Raw genomic sequence first — 15019 nt, 5'->3', positions numbered from 1 at the left:
AAAATTATTCGCCATCTACTAGTATCTGTACTACCTTATTTGCCATATGATTTGCACAAATTGAAACTCTAGGAGCCATTAATCCGTCCCCTTCTTTGGCTTCATTTACAAAATCACCGCAAATATAAAACTTATCTCTTATTTTTTTAGTCTGAATTATATTTGAGTCATAGTATCCAGCCATTCCTGATGAAGCAACTAAATACTTATCTCTCATGTGTATTAATACATAATTACTTATTTCTGCCTTGCAATTTGGATTGTCAAATGCCTCTACAATAATATCTGCTTCAGAAAATAACTCCATATTTTCCTTGCTTATTTTTTCATTTACCAAAGTTATATCTACAAAAGGGTTTATTCTTTCAATATTCTCTTTTGTAGCCTCAGTTTTGAGTTTGCCAATATCATTTATAAAATAATTCTGTCTATTTAGATTTGAAGGCTCTACAACATCAAAGTCTGCAAGTATTAATTTTCCTACACCAATTCTTGCAAGGGAACTGGCTATATTAGAGCCAAGTCCCCCCAATCCAAGAATTGCAACCTTTCCTTTTTTCAAAGCCTTATGAACATTTGGTGTATGTCTAGCGGTTAAAAGAGCTTCAAATTCCTCAAGGGTAGGTTTCTTTCCCTTTTGAATAAGTACTACTCTATCATTCTCTTTTAACACTTTATCCTCAATTGGATATCCATTTACAATTATTACATCACAAAGTTTGTTGTATTCATCTCTTATTTCTTTGGCAGTTATACCTTCTTTAGCAGATATTTTCTTTTCATTTAGAAAAATATCCATTATTTTTAACCGCCTCCAACGAAAGCTATTAATTCCACCATAGCTTCTTTATCTGGTATATAAGTATCGTATTCAGATTCATCTACTATTTTCATATCTATCTCAACAACTACTCTATTTCTATCTATTTTGTAATTATCTAATATCTGAGAAACAGTAGTACCTTCTGGAAACTGCACTTCTTTTCCATTAACTTTCATATATTGCACCTCCATTTCGTTGCAATATTTTTATTTATATAAATTTATATCTTAGTCAAATACTAAATCCACTTCTTCACCGTTGAATATTTTGTTAACTGTTCTAAGTGCACACATTTTTCCGCACATAGTACAACTATCTTCGTGTTCTGGTTTAGAAGAATCTCTGTATTTTCTTGGTTTTTCTGGATCTAATGCTAATTCGAACATTGTAGCCCAATCTAAATCTGCTCTAGCTTTAGACATAGCATTATCCCATTCTCTAGCACCTTTTATTCCTTTTGCTATATCTCCTGCATGTGCTGCTATTTTTGTTGCAACTATACCTTCTTTCATGTCATTTAAATCAGGTAATCTTAAGTGTTCTGCTGGAGTAACGTAGCATAAGAAGTCTACACCTTTAGATGCTGCAAGTGCACCACCTATTGCACTAGTTATATGGTCATATCCTGGCGCAACGTCTGTTACTAGAGGTCCAAGTACATAGAATGGAGCTTCATGACATAATTTCTTTTCTAACATTACGTTAGCTTCTATTTCGTTTATTGCCATGTGTCCTGGTCCTTCTATCATAACCTGTACATTTCTTTCCCAAGCTCTCTTAGTAAGTTCACCTAAGTTTATAAGTTCCTGTATCTGAGCATAGTCAGTAGCATCTGCTATAGAACCTGGTCTACAAGCATCTCCTAAGCTTAGAGTAACATCGTATTTTTCGCATATATCAAGTATTTTATCGAAGTTAGTTAACATAGGGTTTTCTTTATTATTCATATACATCCATCCAAATAATAAAGAACCTCCTCTTGATACGATATGAGTTAATCTCTTATCTTTAGCTATTCTATCTCCTATTTCTTTAGTAAGACCTGCGTGTATTGTCATAAAGTCTACACCGTCTTTTGCATGCTGTTCTATAACCTGTAAGAACTGCTCTTCTGTTATTTTTACTAATGCAGTTTCTGTAAATCCAACAGCATCATACATAGGAACAGAACCTATCATTGCTGGAGATATTTCTACTACTTTTTCTCTGAATTCTCTTGTTTTACCATAGTTACTAAGATCCATTATAGCTTCTGCTTTCATTTCTATAGCAGTTTTAACTTTTTCTAATTCCCGGTCTATATCTTTACAGTCTCTTGATATACCAAGATTTACGTTTATTTTAGTTTTTAATCCTTTACCTATACCTTCTGGGCTAAGTGATTTATGGTTCTTGTTGGCTGGGATAACAACTTTCCCCTGAGCAATTAATTCTCTTAATTCCTCTACGTCCATCATTTCTTTATCGGCAACTATTTCCATTTCTTTAGTTATTATTCCTTTTCTAGCTGCGTCAAGCTGTGTAGTGTAAGTCATACAAATACCTCCATTTTTTGTATATTGAAAGCAAATTTTGCTCTCTTATCTAATTTTTTGCAAATAAAAAAGTGCTTCCCTTACTTAGGAAAGCACTTTCATCTTCTTTGTTATACTAGTTTTGTACTTTTTATTCATTGTACTCAAACTTTTACTTTATTGAAAATTTTCTACCAGCTTCCCTTCGCAAGCATTATCTTGATCAGGTGTTTAGGGTTTGTAAGTTTTTGGCTTTCTCTCTCAGCTGACCTTATTTCAGCGCCCCTAGCGTCGTTATTATGTTTTTAACACTTCACTTAATAAATGGTGAAGACTTCTTCATTTGATTTGAGTATATCATAACAATTTGAATTGTTCAAACATTTTATTTTTTGTTCCATAAATTATTCTTATAAAAATACTAATTATTTAGCTATATTAATTAGCTTTGTCTTCTTTATGCCAGTATTCAACATTTTCTAATCCTTCTATTCCATCAACGTAGAACTGAGGATCTTTTACACCAGCTTTTTTCTGTTTTGTATAATCTTCTAAAGCTATATATGCGTATTTTCCTAATTTAGCGATAACTATCATGTTTATGATCGCCATAAATGCCATGAATAAGTCTGCTAAATCCCAAACAACCTGAAGTTTTGCTATTGATCCGAAGAATACCATACCACAAACTAAAAGTCTGTATACATTTAAAGCTCCTTTGCTTTCAGTTACGAACTGTATATTAGATTCTCCATAGTAGTAGTTACCAACTATTGAACTGAATGCAAATAAGAATATACATACTGCTAAGAATATTCCACCTACTGGTCCTATATGAGCAGTAAGAGCTTCCTGAGCTAAAGCTATACCTTCATTTCCACTTGTTGCATATCCATTGTAAAGTAATACCATAAATGCTGTACAAGAACATATTATTATAGTATCTGTAAATACACCTAATGTCTGGATTAATCCCTGTTTAACTGGATGAGAAACTTCTGCTGTTGCAGCTGCATTAGGGGCAGAACCCATACCTGCTTCATTAGAGAATAGACCTCTCTTAACACCAGTTAGAAGAACTGTCATAAATCCTGCACTTGTTCCAGCTATCATCTGTCTTGGTTTGAAAGCATCTGATACTATTGTAGCTATAAGTTCTGGGAATTTTCCTATGTTTAAAACAACTATACCTATAGCAACTAATATATACATACCAGCAAATACTGGAACTATTACTTCTGAAACTTTAGCAACTCTGTGTACTCCACCGAATATTACAAGTGCTGTAAGAACTGCTAAAACTATACCTATTATCATATATTCAACATGGAATACATTGTTGAATGCTAATGATAAAGTATTTGACTGAACAGAGTTAAATACGAATCCGTAAGTTATACTTATTAATATTGTGAATATTATTCCTAACCATCTCATGTTAAGTCCCTGTTCAATGTAATAAGCTGGACCACCTTTGTAAGCTGTTCCATTTTTAACTTTGTATATCTGAGCTAATGTACTTTCAACGAAACTTGATGCAGATCCTATTAAAGCCATTATCCACATCCAGAATATTGCTCCTGGCCCACCACCTGCTATTGCAAGTGCTATACCAGCTATATTACCAGTACCAACTCTTGATGATGTACTTATACAGAACGCCTGGAATGAAGATATCTTCCCTTCTTTCTTAGCATTCTTGTTAGCGTTACCATCTGTTAATAGCTTAAACATTTCTTTGAAATATCTAAACTGTACGAATTTTGTTCTAAAAGTAAAATAAATTCCTAAAACTACAAGCATTATTATTAATACATAAGACCATAAATAGTTATTAAGAACTCCTACCATAGAGTATAAAGAATCAAATATCGCCTGCATAAACTACCTCCCCTTATAATACTTTAAATTTATTCTATTATTAAAATTTTATATCTTTATCCAATTTTAAAATAATTGAAAGATATTTATTTTAATTATTCATTTATTATGATTATAAACAAAATTTACACAATTTACAACACTTTTTTGAAATTTTAACTATATTTTCATTCAATTATCCGATTAACAAGTAAATTGCATTTTTATATATTTATTATTCATTTATGATAACGTTATTTCTTTACTTAATAAAGTTTTAACAGGAAATTGCTTTCTTTGTTTAAAAAATATTTATCTATAAAAACTATTGAATTATCATTTGAAAAGTACTATGATAGATTCTGTTCTTGCGTAAGTTTTAAACAATAACTTTAAATGTAAATAGTTAACCCAATCTATACTATTTACTAAAAAAATTAATTTTTTAATTAGCATTAATAAAAATAGTTTACACAGGAGGATTTATTATGAATTTTCAGCAGATAATTTCAATTCTTATCTTTGTATGTGTAATGGCAGCAATAATATCAGAAAAAATAAATAGAACAGTAGCTGCTCTATCTGGAGCTATATTAATGGTATTAACTGGTATTCTTACATTAGATAAAGGACTTGAACACGTTGATTTCAACACTATAGGTGTTCTTATCGGTATGATGCTTTTCGTATCTGTTATTAAAAACTCTGGATTATTCGAGTATATAGCAATATGGACAGCAAAAAAAACAAAGGGTGATCCTTGGAAGATAATGATTTATTTCATGATAGTTACAGCAGTTCTATCAGCGGTATTAGACAACGTTACAACAGTATTACTTATTGGACCTATGACAATAGTTGTAACTCAGCTATTAGGAGTAAATCCTGTACCTTTCTTAATGACACAGATATTAGCTTCTAATATCGGTGGTACTTCAACTCTTATCGGGGACCCACCAAACATCATGATTGGTAGTGCAGCAGGTCTTAGTTTCGTAGATTTCTTAACACACTTAGGACCTGTAGTTATAGTTATACTAGCAGTTACTATAATCTGCTTTAAATTTATTTATGGAAATAAGCTTGTAGTAGATGAGGCAGCCAAAGAAACTATAATGAATCTTGATGAGAAAAAATCAATTCAGGATAGAGCTCTTCTTAAAAAGAGTATCGTTATGATAATATTCACATTAGTTGGATTTGTTTTCCACTCTAATTTAGGAATAGAATCTTGTGTTGTAGCTATTACAAGTGCGGTTATAATGCTTTTAATAGGAAAACAGGATGTAGATGAAATATTTGCAAGTATAGAATGGTCTACTATCTTCTTCTTCGTAGGTTTATTCATAGTAGTTGGAGGTCTTGTTGAGTCAGGAGTAATAGGATCTTTAGCAGAGTTAATAATAAATGCTACAGAAGGACACATAGTAGCTACTACAATGATAATACTATGGTTATCAGCTATAATTTCAGCATTCCTTGATAATATACCTTTCGTTGCAACACTTATACCACTTATTTTAACAATGCAGGCTAACGGAATAGATGTAACACCATTATGGTGGGCTACTTCTCTTGGTGCTTGTCTTGGTGGTAATGGTTCACTTATCGGTGCATCTGCCAACGTTGTATTAGCGGGAGTTAGTGAAAAACATGGTCATCCTATAACTTTCGGATACTTTATAAAAATAGGATTCCCTTTAATGATATTATCAGTAATTATATCAACTGCATACCTACTTATAGTTTTCTAGTAATAGATAGTATTTTATTATTTTGAAAATCTTAATTATTGTTATATAATATTATTAAAGGAGTAGTGATTTATATGGATTTAAATACTTTTGAAGCTGATTCAATCGAGCTTCTACTTAGACAGCTTGGGGCAACAGAAATTAAAAAAGTAAGAGGTATATTATACTTTATAGAGTTTGATATAGACGAAGACCTTCAGGTTTCTTATTGCTACAATATAAATAAAAAAGGAAAATACTTCCTTCAGAGAATAAACCCATATCCAATTTCAGAGGGTGTATTCGAAACTGAAATAGAAGTAGTAACTTTCATAACTAAGGATTTAAAGAAATTCAAAAATGCTAAAAATAGTACTAACTTTAAAAAATTCTTAGAAATAACAAACAAAGTCAATAAAATGACTGACACAATAGAATATCTTTTCTTAAACTACAACGTAGACGGTGAAGATATGGATACTCTAAACAGAGAACTTGACGACATCAGCACAACTGTTGATGCTATAGAAAGTAATGCAAAAGAATTATAAAAATAACCCTCCAGTACAAACTGGAGGGCTTTTTTATTATCTTAGTGATGATGTAAGCAAGTTTTGTTTATATCGAATAATATTAACTTACCTTCTTTTATCATATCTAGGTTTCCTTTTACATTTAATAATGAGTTACCCTGATATACACTTATACCAGCTTCACCTAGTTTCATCATAGCACCTTTTCCTATTCCTGCTACAACAGCTACGTCTACAACTGCTCCGTTAAGAGCTTTTACTGGGTTACACTGCCCTTCTGGGTGCTTACCTGTTGCAGGATCTAAATGTCCATTTTCAACAGCTTCAAACTCACCTGTTTCTGTATCACATACTATAAATATTGGCGCAGTACCAAAGTGTACATATAGTACACTATCTAATCCTTTATCTTCTTTTACTGGAAAACATATTTTCATAATTATTTTTCTCCTTTTTATATTTATCTTATTAATTTATCATATCAGAATTAATCAACTCTGTAAATTTTTATATATAATTTTCTATGTAAACTAATCTGTTTAATTAGTATCTATCGATAGTAAAATTTATATCAATCTATTGACTATAGCATAGCCAATTATTTGATTATTCTGATTTTATTTTTACTTATCAAGTTTACTTAAATAAGATACTGCACTAAGTCCTGCAACCTGTCCTTCTCCAGCTGCTTTCATAAACTGGTATGGTTTACCAGTACAATCGCCAGCTGCAAAACATCCTGCTATATTAGTACTCATATCTCTATTTACTTTTATGTGTGCTCCTTCTATTTCAAGTCCTGGTACTAAAACTCCAGGTGATACGCTATCTTTAAGGATAAATACTCCATCCACATCTATCTCTCTATCTTTTAAGACAAGCTTATTTACATGAGTTTCACCCTCTATTTTAACAGCTTTACTAGATATAACTTCAATATTTTCACTTATATCTCCTGCACCTGTAGTCTTTTCTATATCATACACAGGTATATAGTAAGTTTTTTCTGCTATTTCGTCTATATAGTTTGCCTCTTCCTCTGCATCTGGAGTGTGTCCTATTATAGCTACAGTTTTACCTTTATAAAGAGGCGCATCACAAGTAGCACAGTATCCTACTCCTCTTCCTAAAAACTTCTCTTCACCTTCTATAGCTCTTGTAAATTCCACCCCTGTACCAAGTATTACAGTCGTTGCCTCAAACATCTCCTGCCCTGACATAAGCGCAAAATAATCTCCCATAGCATATACGTTATTTATCTTTTTATTTATTATCTCTATATCCATATTGTCTAAATGTTTCTTAAAGCTTTCCATAAGCTCAATTCCTGTTACATTAGAAAATCCTAAGTAATTATCCACAACTGGAGCCTTCACTAATTTATTGCTTAAATTTTTTGATCCAAATACAATTATACTCTTATTTCTTATTTTTGCATTTATTGCAGCTGATAATGCTGCAGGACCACTTCCTATTATCGCTATATCGTATCTCATTAATATCACCCTTTTTTAAAACGATTATCCATCTTTTTCTTTATAGAATTAAAGATAAGTATCATTCCAATAAAATCTAACTGGAAATCACTTATCTTTATATTCTGTAATGGTTAATTTTTATGTCTGAATTTACTTAATATCTTTTTTATCTATCTTTTATGTATTTTTTATAAGCTTGCTTTTATTTTGCTTATTAATCTATCTTTAGGCATGAAACCTACTATCTGGTCAACAGGTTTCCCATCTTTGAAAACTATCATAGTTGGAACTGAAGATACTCCAAACTGCTGAGCTATTTCTAAACTTTCATCTATATCTAGTTTATAGAAAGTAGCTTCCTCTTTCATATCTTCTCCTGCTTCTGCAAATACAGGTGCTAACATCTTACAAGGTCCACACCAAGTAGCGAAGAAATCTACTACTGCTACTCCACTTCCATTTTCTACTTTATCTCTAAATTCTGCTGTATTTATAATTTTTGCCATTTTATTTCCCTCCAAATTTTTATTTTTAATTTTTAATTTTTATTTGATTTACATTATCTATAATACCCGCTTTATATCTCTTCTAACATTTTTCTTGAAAATATTTTATATTTTTTAAAATAAAATAAAAATAACTACTAGCAATGTAATTAACTAGCAGTTATAGTATAACTTTTAATATTTCTTTTTAATTTTTATAAAGAAACTACTTCCTTCTCCATACTCAGATGTAACTCCTATATCTACACCTATATTCTTAGCGGTAACATCTGCTATAGAAAGTCCTATTCCCGAACCATCTATATCCTTGCTTCTAACATTGTCACTTCTGAAGAACCTATCAAAAAGGTTTGGTATGTCTTCTTTTGAAATACCAATACCCGTATCATTTACAGATACAATTAATCTGTCGTCATCTTCATCGTCGTCTTTTACAATAACACTTATTGAATCTCCAGATTTAGTATATTTAAAGGCATTGTCGATAAAAATTCTTAGAATCTGTTTAAATTTATTCTTATCTGTATATACATCGGTTTTATCAGCAGAAATATCACAAGAGAATCCTTTATCTTGATATTCAGCTATGTCAAAATAGTCTTCTGTTATCTCGTCAATAAGATTTTTTAAATCAAAACTTTCTTTATTTAGCTGAACAATTCCATCCTCTTTTGTAAGAGATAATAAATCATTTACCATCTTTTTAAGTCTTCTAGTTTCTTTCATAGCGATTGCAACCGTTTCAGCTTCATCTCCTATTGTACTATCTGGCTTTTTAAGAAGTGATTCTAGCTTTGAGGAAACTATAGTTATAGGTGTTCTCAGTTCATGAGATGCATCTTGTATAAATTTAGCTTGATTTTTCCATGCTGTTTCTATAGGGACTAGAGCCTTTTTTGTAAGATAAAGAGATATCATATATATAAATATCAGAGAAATTATACCTAAAAACAGTATAATGGATATCAATTTAGATATAGAAAACATCTCTGAATCTATATTTCTAATAATTTGTATATGATAATCTCCAACATTTATATTCAATTCCTTGAAGAAATGTCCATTTTCCCTGTATTTTGTGAACACCTCGTCTGTATCGCTCTTTCTTTCTGGAAGAATTTTATCAAAATAATCATTTTCTGTATAATATTTTATTCTTCCATTTTCATAAATATAAACCATATCTTTTGGATCAAGTAGTTTTATAGGCTCGTACTCGCTGTTATCTAGTTGTGTTACAATATGTTTAAACTCCTGACCAATTTCTTTATCTATATTACTGTAAGTGATATATCTAAAGTAAACCATTGTAAACGCCAGCAACATACATAAAAAGCACATAACGACAAGCATATTAATTCTTAAAAGCTTTTTCTTTGTCTTAGCAAAAACGTCCTTATTTATCTTCATCTAATATATATCCTACTTTTCTTTTTGTTTTTATATATTTATCATATCCGAATTTACTAAGCTTCTTTCTAAGATTGCTGACATATACTTCAACAATTTCTATTGTAGCATCAGAATCTATTCCCCATATTCTGTCGTAAATCTGCTCTTTAAGTAATATTGCGCCTCTATTCATTACAAAGTACTCTAAAAGATTGTACTGTTTATTCTGTAATGTTATTTCCTCATCACCTATAAATACTCTTTTTTCTGAGGTATCTATGTACATATCTTTAAACTGAAGTCCTGTTTTTTCAGTTAGTTTTCCATTTGTTCTAAGTATCGCATATACTCTAGCTACAAGCTCCTCCATGTAGAATGGCTTCGTAAGATAATCATTGGCTCCTGTCTGGAATGCCTCTACCTTGTCGTCTAAAGCCTCTTTTGCTGTAAGAATTAGTACTGGTGTATCTATTCCTTTATTTCTAGCATTTTTTAATATTTCCATTCCATTCATACCAGGCAGCATAAGATCTAGAACAACCAAATCATATATATCCTGCTCTATCATATATAGAGCTTCTTCTCCATCCTCGCATCCTTCTACATCAAAATGCTTAGATAATTCTTCTATTATACTGTCTAAAAGAGTCTTATTGTCCTCTACTGCAAGAATTTTCATTTTGTATCCTCCTTTAGTTACTTTTTATTTTATTAACATAATAATATTATGTTAATCTATATTTCAGAATAATTCTTAGAATAAATTTCTATGTTCTCTCAAGAAATCTTTTATTATCTGAGTAAGAACTTCATTTTTCTTGAATCCACAGTTACTACAAAGCACATCGAAGTCTTCCCAAGTCTGTCTATCTATATTTAAGTATGCTTTTTTAGTATCTTTAAGCTCTGTTTCCTCGATTACAACATCTTTATTTTTAGAGTCTTCTTCTGTGGCTGCATTGTAACTTATTGTGTCTTTAACACTTAAATACCAGTCATACACCTCACAAAGCTTATCCATATCCTCCTGTGTGATATTTATCTTCCTATCTTTTTTAGGAGCAGTTTTTTTCTTTGTAGTTTTTTTCTCTTCTTTAGGAGCAGTTTCTTCTATTTCAGCTAAAGATGCAAATGAAACCTGCTGCTCTTTTTCATCTATTTTTTTCTTTCTTGCCATCTTTCTCCCTCTTTCAAATTCTTTTATATTATAATTTCCAATCCTTTATTATAACTTTACTATTTTACATCTTTACAGTTTTTCTTTTCATCTCTTTTAAAGTTTCCTTGTCCTCTTTGCTAACTCTAAGAGATTCTCTAGTCTTTTGTAAAGCTTTATTATATGTAAAATCATCTAAATTACAACTAGTAAAGTATGCCATAGTTCTATCTCTAAACTTGACAAAACACATCGATAACAACCATGCAACTGCCATTTTATAATAGTACTCGTCGTCTTTTATAGTATCACAAATATCAAAAATTTCATCTAAATACTCCTCAGATAGATAATAGTCCATAAGCATAACGATAGAAAATCTCTTTCTCCATGGATTTTTAGATTTTAAATTATCTAAAATAAATGTGTGCATCCTATCCATATTTTTCTTAGTTATTTTAAGAGATGAACAAAATGTATCATTTACAGACCAAGAATCAATTCTTCCTATAAAATCATCTACATAGTCTATAAATTCCTCTATATCACAGTTTTTAACATTTCCAATTACAAGCCCTCTAATAAACTCTTCCTCTATATATCCATTATCATTTTTATATGATATATCTAAGAATTTTCTCCAATCTCCTTTTGAAATTTCAGTTGCTTTTTTTCTAAGCTCTGGAATTCTTATCCCGATAATTTTTTCTTTGCCAGGATTAAGGTTTAAAGTAAAATCTCTGTACTTTTCATCTGCATTATTTTTTAAATTTACAATAAGTTCGTTATAAGTTTCTTTGTTCCAAATTACTTCGCCCATTATTTTTCTCCTTTGGCCTTTACTATACTTTAGAGTATTTTATAAAATAACAATATTTTTCTTATATAATCATTATAAATTATCTATGTGTATTTACTATGTATTTTAGTATATACATCATTATAACATTCTAAAATTATGGCTACAATGTAATTTGTTAATATTAAAACATAAAAAATACGTACCCTAAAAAGAGTACGCATTTTTATATCTATTAAATTAATTTATGGGGTAAGAGCTAACTATCTTATGCTTAATGCTTCACTCATTACACATCTTCTTATTCTACAGAAAGATTTAGCTGAAGTTATACCTTCTCCTGTTGGTCCAGCTATTGTGAATGTAGTGTGTCCTTCTCCGCCTACACCTATTCCTGCGTATGAAGGTGCATTTTTTACAAATATTGTTGCTTCTAATTTTTTAGCCATTTTTGTAAGTTTATCAACATTTTTAGAGTGCATTATAGCAGTATGTCTGTTTCCTGCTTCTGCTTCGTACGCCCAATCTATTGCTGTATCTACATCAGATACACTTACTATTGGAAGTATTGGCATTAACATTTCTTCTGTAACTAGGTGATGGTCTTTATTTGTTCTTGCTATTACAAGTTTTACATCATCATCTACATTTATTCCTACTAATGCAAGTAATTCTTTTGCTGATTTACCTACTAGGCTTGGGTTTGGTTTTCCATTTTCTTTAGATACAGCTTTGTCTAACTGTTCTAAAACTTCTGGAGAAGTTATTTCGTATGCTCCATTTTTCTTCATGTAGTATATTAACTGATCTACTACTGATTCAACTGCGAATACTTCTTTTTCAGCTATACATGGAACATTGTTGTCAAAGCTTGCTCCTGATACTATATCTTTTGCTGCTTTTTCTATATCAGCTGTTTCATCTACAACTACTGGTGGGTTTCCTGCTCCTGCTCCTATAGCTTTTTTACCTGCAGAAAGTACCTGTTTTACTATTGCTGGTCCACCAGTTGCAACTAATAATCTAACTTTTGGGCTTTCCATCATTATTTTACTGTTTTCTATTGATGGTTCTTTTACCATTGTTATTAAGTTTCTTGGTGCTCCAGCTTCTTCTAAAGCTTTATTCATCATTTTTACAAGTTTTATAGATACTTTTTTAGCTCTTGGATGAGGACTGAATACTACTGTATTTCCTCCAGCTATCATAGATATTGAGTTGTTTATTAATGTTTCTGTAGGGTTAGTAGTTGGTGTTATAGATCCTATTACTCCAAATGGACAATATTCTTCTATAGTAAGTCCATCTTCTCCTGTTATAGCTCTTGTTTTTAAGTCTTCTGTACCTGGAGTATTTTCAGCAGCTACTCTATTTTTGATTATTTTATCTTCTACTCTACCTATTTTTGTTTCTTCAACAGCATCATAAGATATCATTTCTAAGTTTTCTTTTTTTAGAATTTCAGCTCTTATAGCATCTACAAATTTATCTCTCTGCTGAACAGAGCATTCAAAAAGTTCTTTCTGAGCTTTTTCACTTGCATCTATTGCTTCTACCATGCTATCAAATACACCGTATCCGTATTCTTCCTTAGAAGAAACTTCTACACCTTCTTCTTTTATTTCTTCTAGTACCTGTTTTATCATTTCCTGTATTAAATCTAATTCCATTTTCATTCCTCCATTACTTACAGTTAAGCGCTATCCCATATGGTGTTACTAAAAGTGCTTTTTCTGCTTTGATACATTCTACACCTGTTACTTTATTGAAAGTTTCTTCAAAATCATCAAATAGACTTGCTCCTCCAACTACATAAACAGTATCTGTTGGATGATCTTTTAAAAAGCCTTTTACTATTGTAGACATTTTTTCTACTACTGGCACTACTATTGAATATATATCAGATTGATGAGATCTATCTTTTTTCATTTTTTCAGCCTCTGCTTTGTCCACACCATAATAACCTGCAACAGCAAGTGTCATATGTGTTCCTCCAGTAGGCTCATCCGCAGTAAATATTACCTCACCATTTTCTAATACACTTATACCAGTTGTACCACCGCCTATATCAACTACTGCTCCATCTTTTATTCCGATTACTGTGGCTGCTGCTGTAGGTTCGTCAACTATGTTAGTTACCTCGAAGCCTGCTCCTTCAACTACACTTACGAAACCTTTAGCATTTTTTACAAGTATTCCTGGTGGTATTGCAGTAGCTGCATTGATAAGCTCAGTACCAAGTCTTTCTTCTAATTCGGCCTTCATTTTCTTTAAGTTCTTTATTGCTCCAACATAGTCAACAACGATTCCGTCTTTTACAACTTTAGATTCATTAACTATCCCAGCTACAGGTTTGCCATCTGCATCTACAACCGCTATAACTATATTTGCAGTCCCTAAATCCACACCACATCTAAGTGGTAATTTATATTCAGCTGTTTTTTCTGATTTTATCAATTCGTCTAATTCATCAAGAATACTGTTTTTATACATAACTACCTCCAGTAACCTACTTTTTAAGTATTGCTATATCATTATTTTTTATGAACGCTGAGTTTGCTTCGTCCATATCTAAGTGCATTTCTAATTTATATTTATCAGAAACTCTAACTAGTACATTAGAAAGAAGTGCCTTTCTAGGTCCCATAAGCTGCACATCTACTAAATCTCCATCTTTTACATCCATTCTTCTTGCATCTTCTGGAGTCATATGTATATGTCTTAATGCAACTATTGTTCCACATTCTAGTGTTACTGACCCTTCTGGCCCTATTATTTCTATTCCTGGAGTTCCTTCTAATTGTCCAGATTCTTTTATCATAGGTTTTACTCCTAATCTAAATGAATCTGTTACAGATATTTCTACCTGTGATTTATCTCTAAATGGACCTAAAATTCTAACCTTTTTAAATTCTCCTTTTGGTCCTTTTATTGTAACTACTTCATTAGCCGCAAATTGTCCTGGCTGTTTAAGATCTACTTTTTTAGTAAGCACAGTATTTTTCCCGAAAAGAATTTCATAGTGCTCTCTTGACAGATGGACATGTCTATTTGAAACACCGATTGGGATCTTATATGCTTCTAAATCATTTAATTTTTCCACTACTCTTTTGCATATTAAGTTTATTAATTCTTCCTGTTTCATGGTATCCCTCGTTTTCATCGTATTTTTTTAACAGTTCTCATACTGTCTTTAATTCAGAATTTTCATTCTATTTGTTATTC

16 protein-coding genes and 1 riboswitch are annotated in these 15019 nt (G+C 31.2%); of the genes, 2 read left to right on the top strand and 14 right to left on the bottom strand.

Annotated features, from left to right (window positions below):
* Positions 1-4 precede the first annotated feature (4 nt).
* From thiF to DWX74_RS05110, 4 genes are all read right to left on the bottom strand, one after another.
* Positions 5-799, bottom strand: coding sequence for a sulfur carrier protein ThiS adenylyltransferase ThiF (thiF, locus tag DWX74_RS05125; RefSeq protein WP_118549007.1), 795 nt, complete (start codon positions 797-799; stop codon positions 5-7).
* 5 nt (positions 800-804) lie between these two features.
* Positions 805-999 (bottom strand): sulfur carrier protein ThiS, encoded by a 195-nt coding sequence (gene thiS, locus DWX74_RS05120; protein WP_040410236.1) that lies wholly within the window; start codon positions 997-999, stop codon positions 805-807.
* A 51-nt stretch (positions 1000-1050) separates the two neighbouring features.
* The gene (gene thiC / locus DWX74_RS05115) at positions 1051-2358 is read right to left on the bottom strand and encodes a phosphomethylpyrimidine synthase ThiC (RefSeq protein WP_006439347.1); all 1308 of its coding nucleotides are present in this window, start codon (positions 2356-2358) and stop codon (positions 1051-1053) included.
* A gap of 162 nt (positions 2359-2520) precedes the next feature.
* A riboswitch (TPP riboswitch) is annotated at positions 2521-2634 on the bottom strand.
* A 141-nt stretch (positions 2635-2775) separates the two neighbouring features.
* A complete protein-coding gene (locus DWX74_RS05110) occupies positions 2776-4218 on the bottom strand; it encodes an alanine/glycine:cation symporter family protein (RefSeq protein ID WP_118549006.1) in 1443 nt (480 codons plus the stop codon).
* A gap of 467 nt (positions 4219-4685) precedes the next feature.
* On the opposite strand from DWX74_RS05110, the gene DWX74_RS05105 reads away from it, so the two are divergent.
* Positions 4686-5951 (top strand): SLC13 family permease, encoded by a 1266-nt coding sequence (locus DWX74_RS05105; RefSeq protein WP_118549005.1) that lies wholly within the window; start codon positions 4686-4688, stop codon positions 5949-5951.
* 74 nt (positions 5952-6025) lie between these two features.
* Positions 6026-6481, top strand: a complete 456-nt coding sequence (locus DWX74_RS05100) for a hypothetical protein (RefSeq protein ID WP_006439344.1) — start codon at positions 6026-6028, stop codon at positions 6479-6481.
* A gap of 41 nt (positions 6482-6522) precedes the next feature.
* Here the strand turns inward: DWX74_RS05100 and DWX74_RS05095 are convergent, their stop codons facing one another.
* From DWX74_RS05095 to DWX74_RS05050, 10 genes are all read right to left on the bottom strand, one after another.
* Positions 6523-6900: a NifB/NifX family molybdenum-iron cluster-binding protein gene (locus tag DWX74_RS05095; protein ID WP_118549004.1), complete on the bottom strand. Its 378-nt coding sequence runs from the start codon at positions 6898-6900 to the stop codon at positions 6523-6525.
* Between the two features lie 186 nt (positions 6901-7086).
* Positions 7087-7959 carry an NAD(P)/FAD-dependent oxidoreductase gene (locus DWX74_RS05090; RefSeq protein WP_330415629.1) on the bottom strand — a complete coding sequence of 291 codons (873 nt, stop codon included), beginning with the start codon at positions 7957-7959 and terminating at the stop codon, positions 7087-7089.
* Between the two features lie 170 nt (positions 7960-8129).
* Positions 8130-8447, bottom strand: a complete 318-nt coding sequence (gene trxA / locus DWX74_RS05085) for a thioredoxin (protein ID WP_118549003.1) — start codon at positions 8445-8447, stop codon at positions 8130-8132.
* Between the two features lie 174 nt (positions 8448-8621).
* Positions 8622-9857: a sensor histidine kinase gene (locus DWX74_RS05080; protein ID WP_118549002.1), complete on the bottom strand. Its 1236-nt coding sequence runs from the start codon at positions 9855-9857 to the stop codon at positions 8622-8624.
* Positions 9844-10518, bottom strand: a complete 675-nt coding sequence (locus tag DWX74_RS05075) for a response regulator transcription factor (protein ID WP_006439339.1) — start codon at positions 10516-10518, stop codon at positions 9844-9846. Before DWX74_RS05075 ends, DWX74_RS05080 begins: the two co-directional genes overlap by 14 nt.
* 75 nt (positions 10519-10593) lie before the next feature.
* Entirely contained in the window at positions 10594-11016 is a 423-nt protein-coding gene (locus DWX74_RS05070) for a DNA-binding protein (RefSeq protein WP_118549001.1), read from the bottom strand.
* 64 nt (positions 11017-11080) lie between these two features.
* Positions 11081-11815, bottom strand: coding sequence for a DNA alkylation repair protein (locus tag DWX74_RS05065; protein WP_118549000.1), 735 nt, complete (start codon positions 11813-11815; stop codon positions 11081-11083).
* Between the two features lie 242 nt (positions 11816-12057).
* Entirely contained in the window at positions 12058-13470 is a 1413-nt protein-coding gene (locus tag DWX74_RS05060) for an aldehyde dehydrogenase family protein (RefSeq protein ID WP_006439336.1), read from the bottom strand.
* A 7-nt stretch (positions 13471-13477) separates the two neighbouring features.
* The gene (eutJ, locus tag DWX74_RS05055) at positions 13478-14287 is read right to left on the bottom strand and encodes an ethanolamine utilization protein EutJ (RefSeq protein ID WP_118548999.1); all 810 of its coding nucleotides are present in this window, start codon (positions 14285-14287) and stop codon (positions 13478-13480) included.
* Positions 14288-14303: 16 nt separating this feature from the next.
* Positions 14304-14939 carry a phosphate propanoyltransferase gene (locus DWX74_RS05050; RefSeq protein WP_118548998.1) on the bottom strand — a complete coding sequence of 212 codons (636 nt, stop codon included), beginning with the start codon at positions 14937-14939 and terminating at the stop codon, positions 14304-14306.
* Between the last annotated feature and the right edge of the window lie 80 nt (positions 14940-15019).

It is taken from the genome of Peptoclostridium sp. AF21-18, from assembly GCF_003478825.1.
Lineage (GTDB): Bacteria > Bacillota > Clostridia > Peptostreptococcales > Peptostreptococcaceae > Peptacetobacter.
The sequence above is the reverse complement of the archived record's forward strand: the minus strand, read 5'-3'. Positions and strand labels throughout refer to the sequence as shown.

Coding starts and splice junctions, on each gene's coding strand:
- DWX74_RS05070 (WP_118549001.1), bottom strand. CDS start 11,016: ATGGCAAGAAAGAAAAAAATAGATGAAAAAGAGCAGCAGGTTTCATTT.
- DWX74_RS05105 (WP_118549005.1), top strand. CDS start 4,686: ATGAATTTTCAGCAGATAATTTCAATTCTTATCTTTGTATGTGTAATG.
- thiF (WP_118549007.1), bottom strand. CDS start 799: ATGGATATTTTTCTAAATGAAAAGAAAATATCTGCTAAAGAAGGTATA.
- DWX74_RS05075 (WP_006439339.1), bottom strand. CDS start 10,518: ATGAAAATTCTTGCAGTAGAGGACAATAAGACTCTTTTAGACAGTATA.
- thiC (WP_006439347.1), bottom strand. CDS start 2,358: ATGACTTACACTACACAGCTTGACGCAGCTAGAAAAGGAATAATAACT.
- DWX74_RS05110 (WP_118549006.1), bottom strand. CDS start 4,218: ATGCAGGCGATATTTGATTCTTTATACTCTATGGTAGGAGTTCTTAAT.
- thiS (WP_040410236.1), bottom strand. CDS start 999: ATGAAAGTTAATGGAAAAGAAGTGCAGTTTCCAGAAGGTACTACTGTT.
- DWX74_RS05050 (WP_118548998.1), bottom strand. CDS start 14,939: ATGAAACAGGAAGAATTAATAAACTTAATATGCAAAAGAGTAGTGGAA.
- DWX74_RS05090 (WP_330415629.1), bottom strand. CDS start 7,959: ATGAGATACGATATAGCGATAATAGGAAGTGGTCCTGCAGCATTATCA.
- DWX74_RS05095 (WP_118549004.1), bottom strand. CDS start 6,900: ATGAAAATATGTTTTCCAGTAAAAGAAGATAAAGGATTAGATAGTGTA.
- trxA (WP_118549003.1), bottom strand. CDS start 8,447: ATGGCAAAAATTATAAATACAGCAGAATTTAGAGATAAAGTAGAAAAT.
- DWX74_RS05100 (WP_006439344.1), top strand. CDS start 6,026: ATGGATTTAAATACTTTTGAAGCTGATTCAATCGAGCTTCTACTTAGA.
- eutJ (WP_118548999.1), bottom strand. CDS start 14,287: ATGTATAAAAACAGTATTCTTGATGAATTAGACGAATTGATAAAATCA.
- DWX74_RS05060 (WP_006439336.1), bottom strand. CDS start 13,470: ATGAAAATGGAATTAGATTTAATACAGGAAATGATAAAACAGGTACTA.
- DWX74_RS05080 (WP_118549002.1), bottom strand. CDS start 9,857: ATGAAGATAAATAAGGACGTTTTTGCTAAGACAAAGAAAAAGCTTTTA.
- DWX74_RS05065 (WP_118549000.1), bottom strand. CDS start 11,815: ATGGGCGAAGTAATTTGGAACAAAGAAACTTATAACGAACTTATTGTA.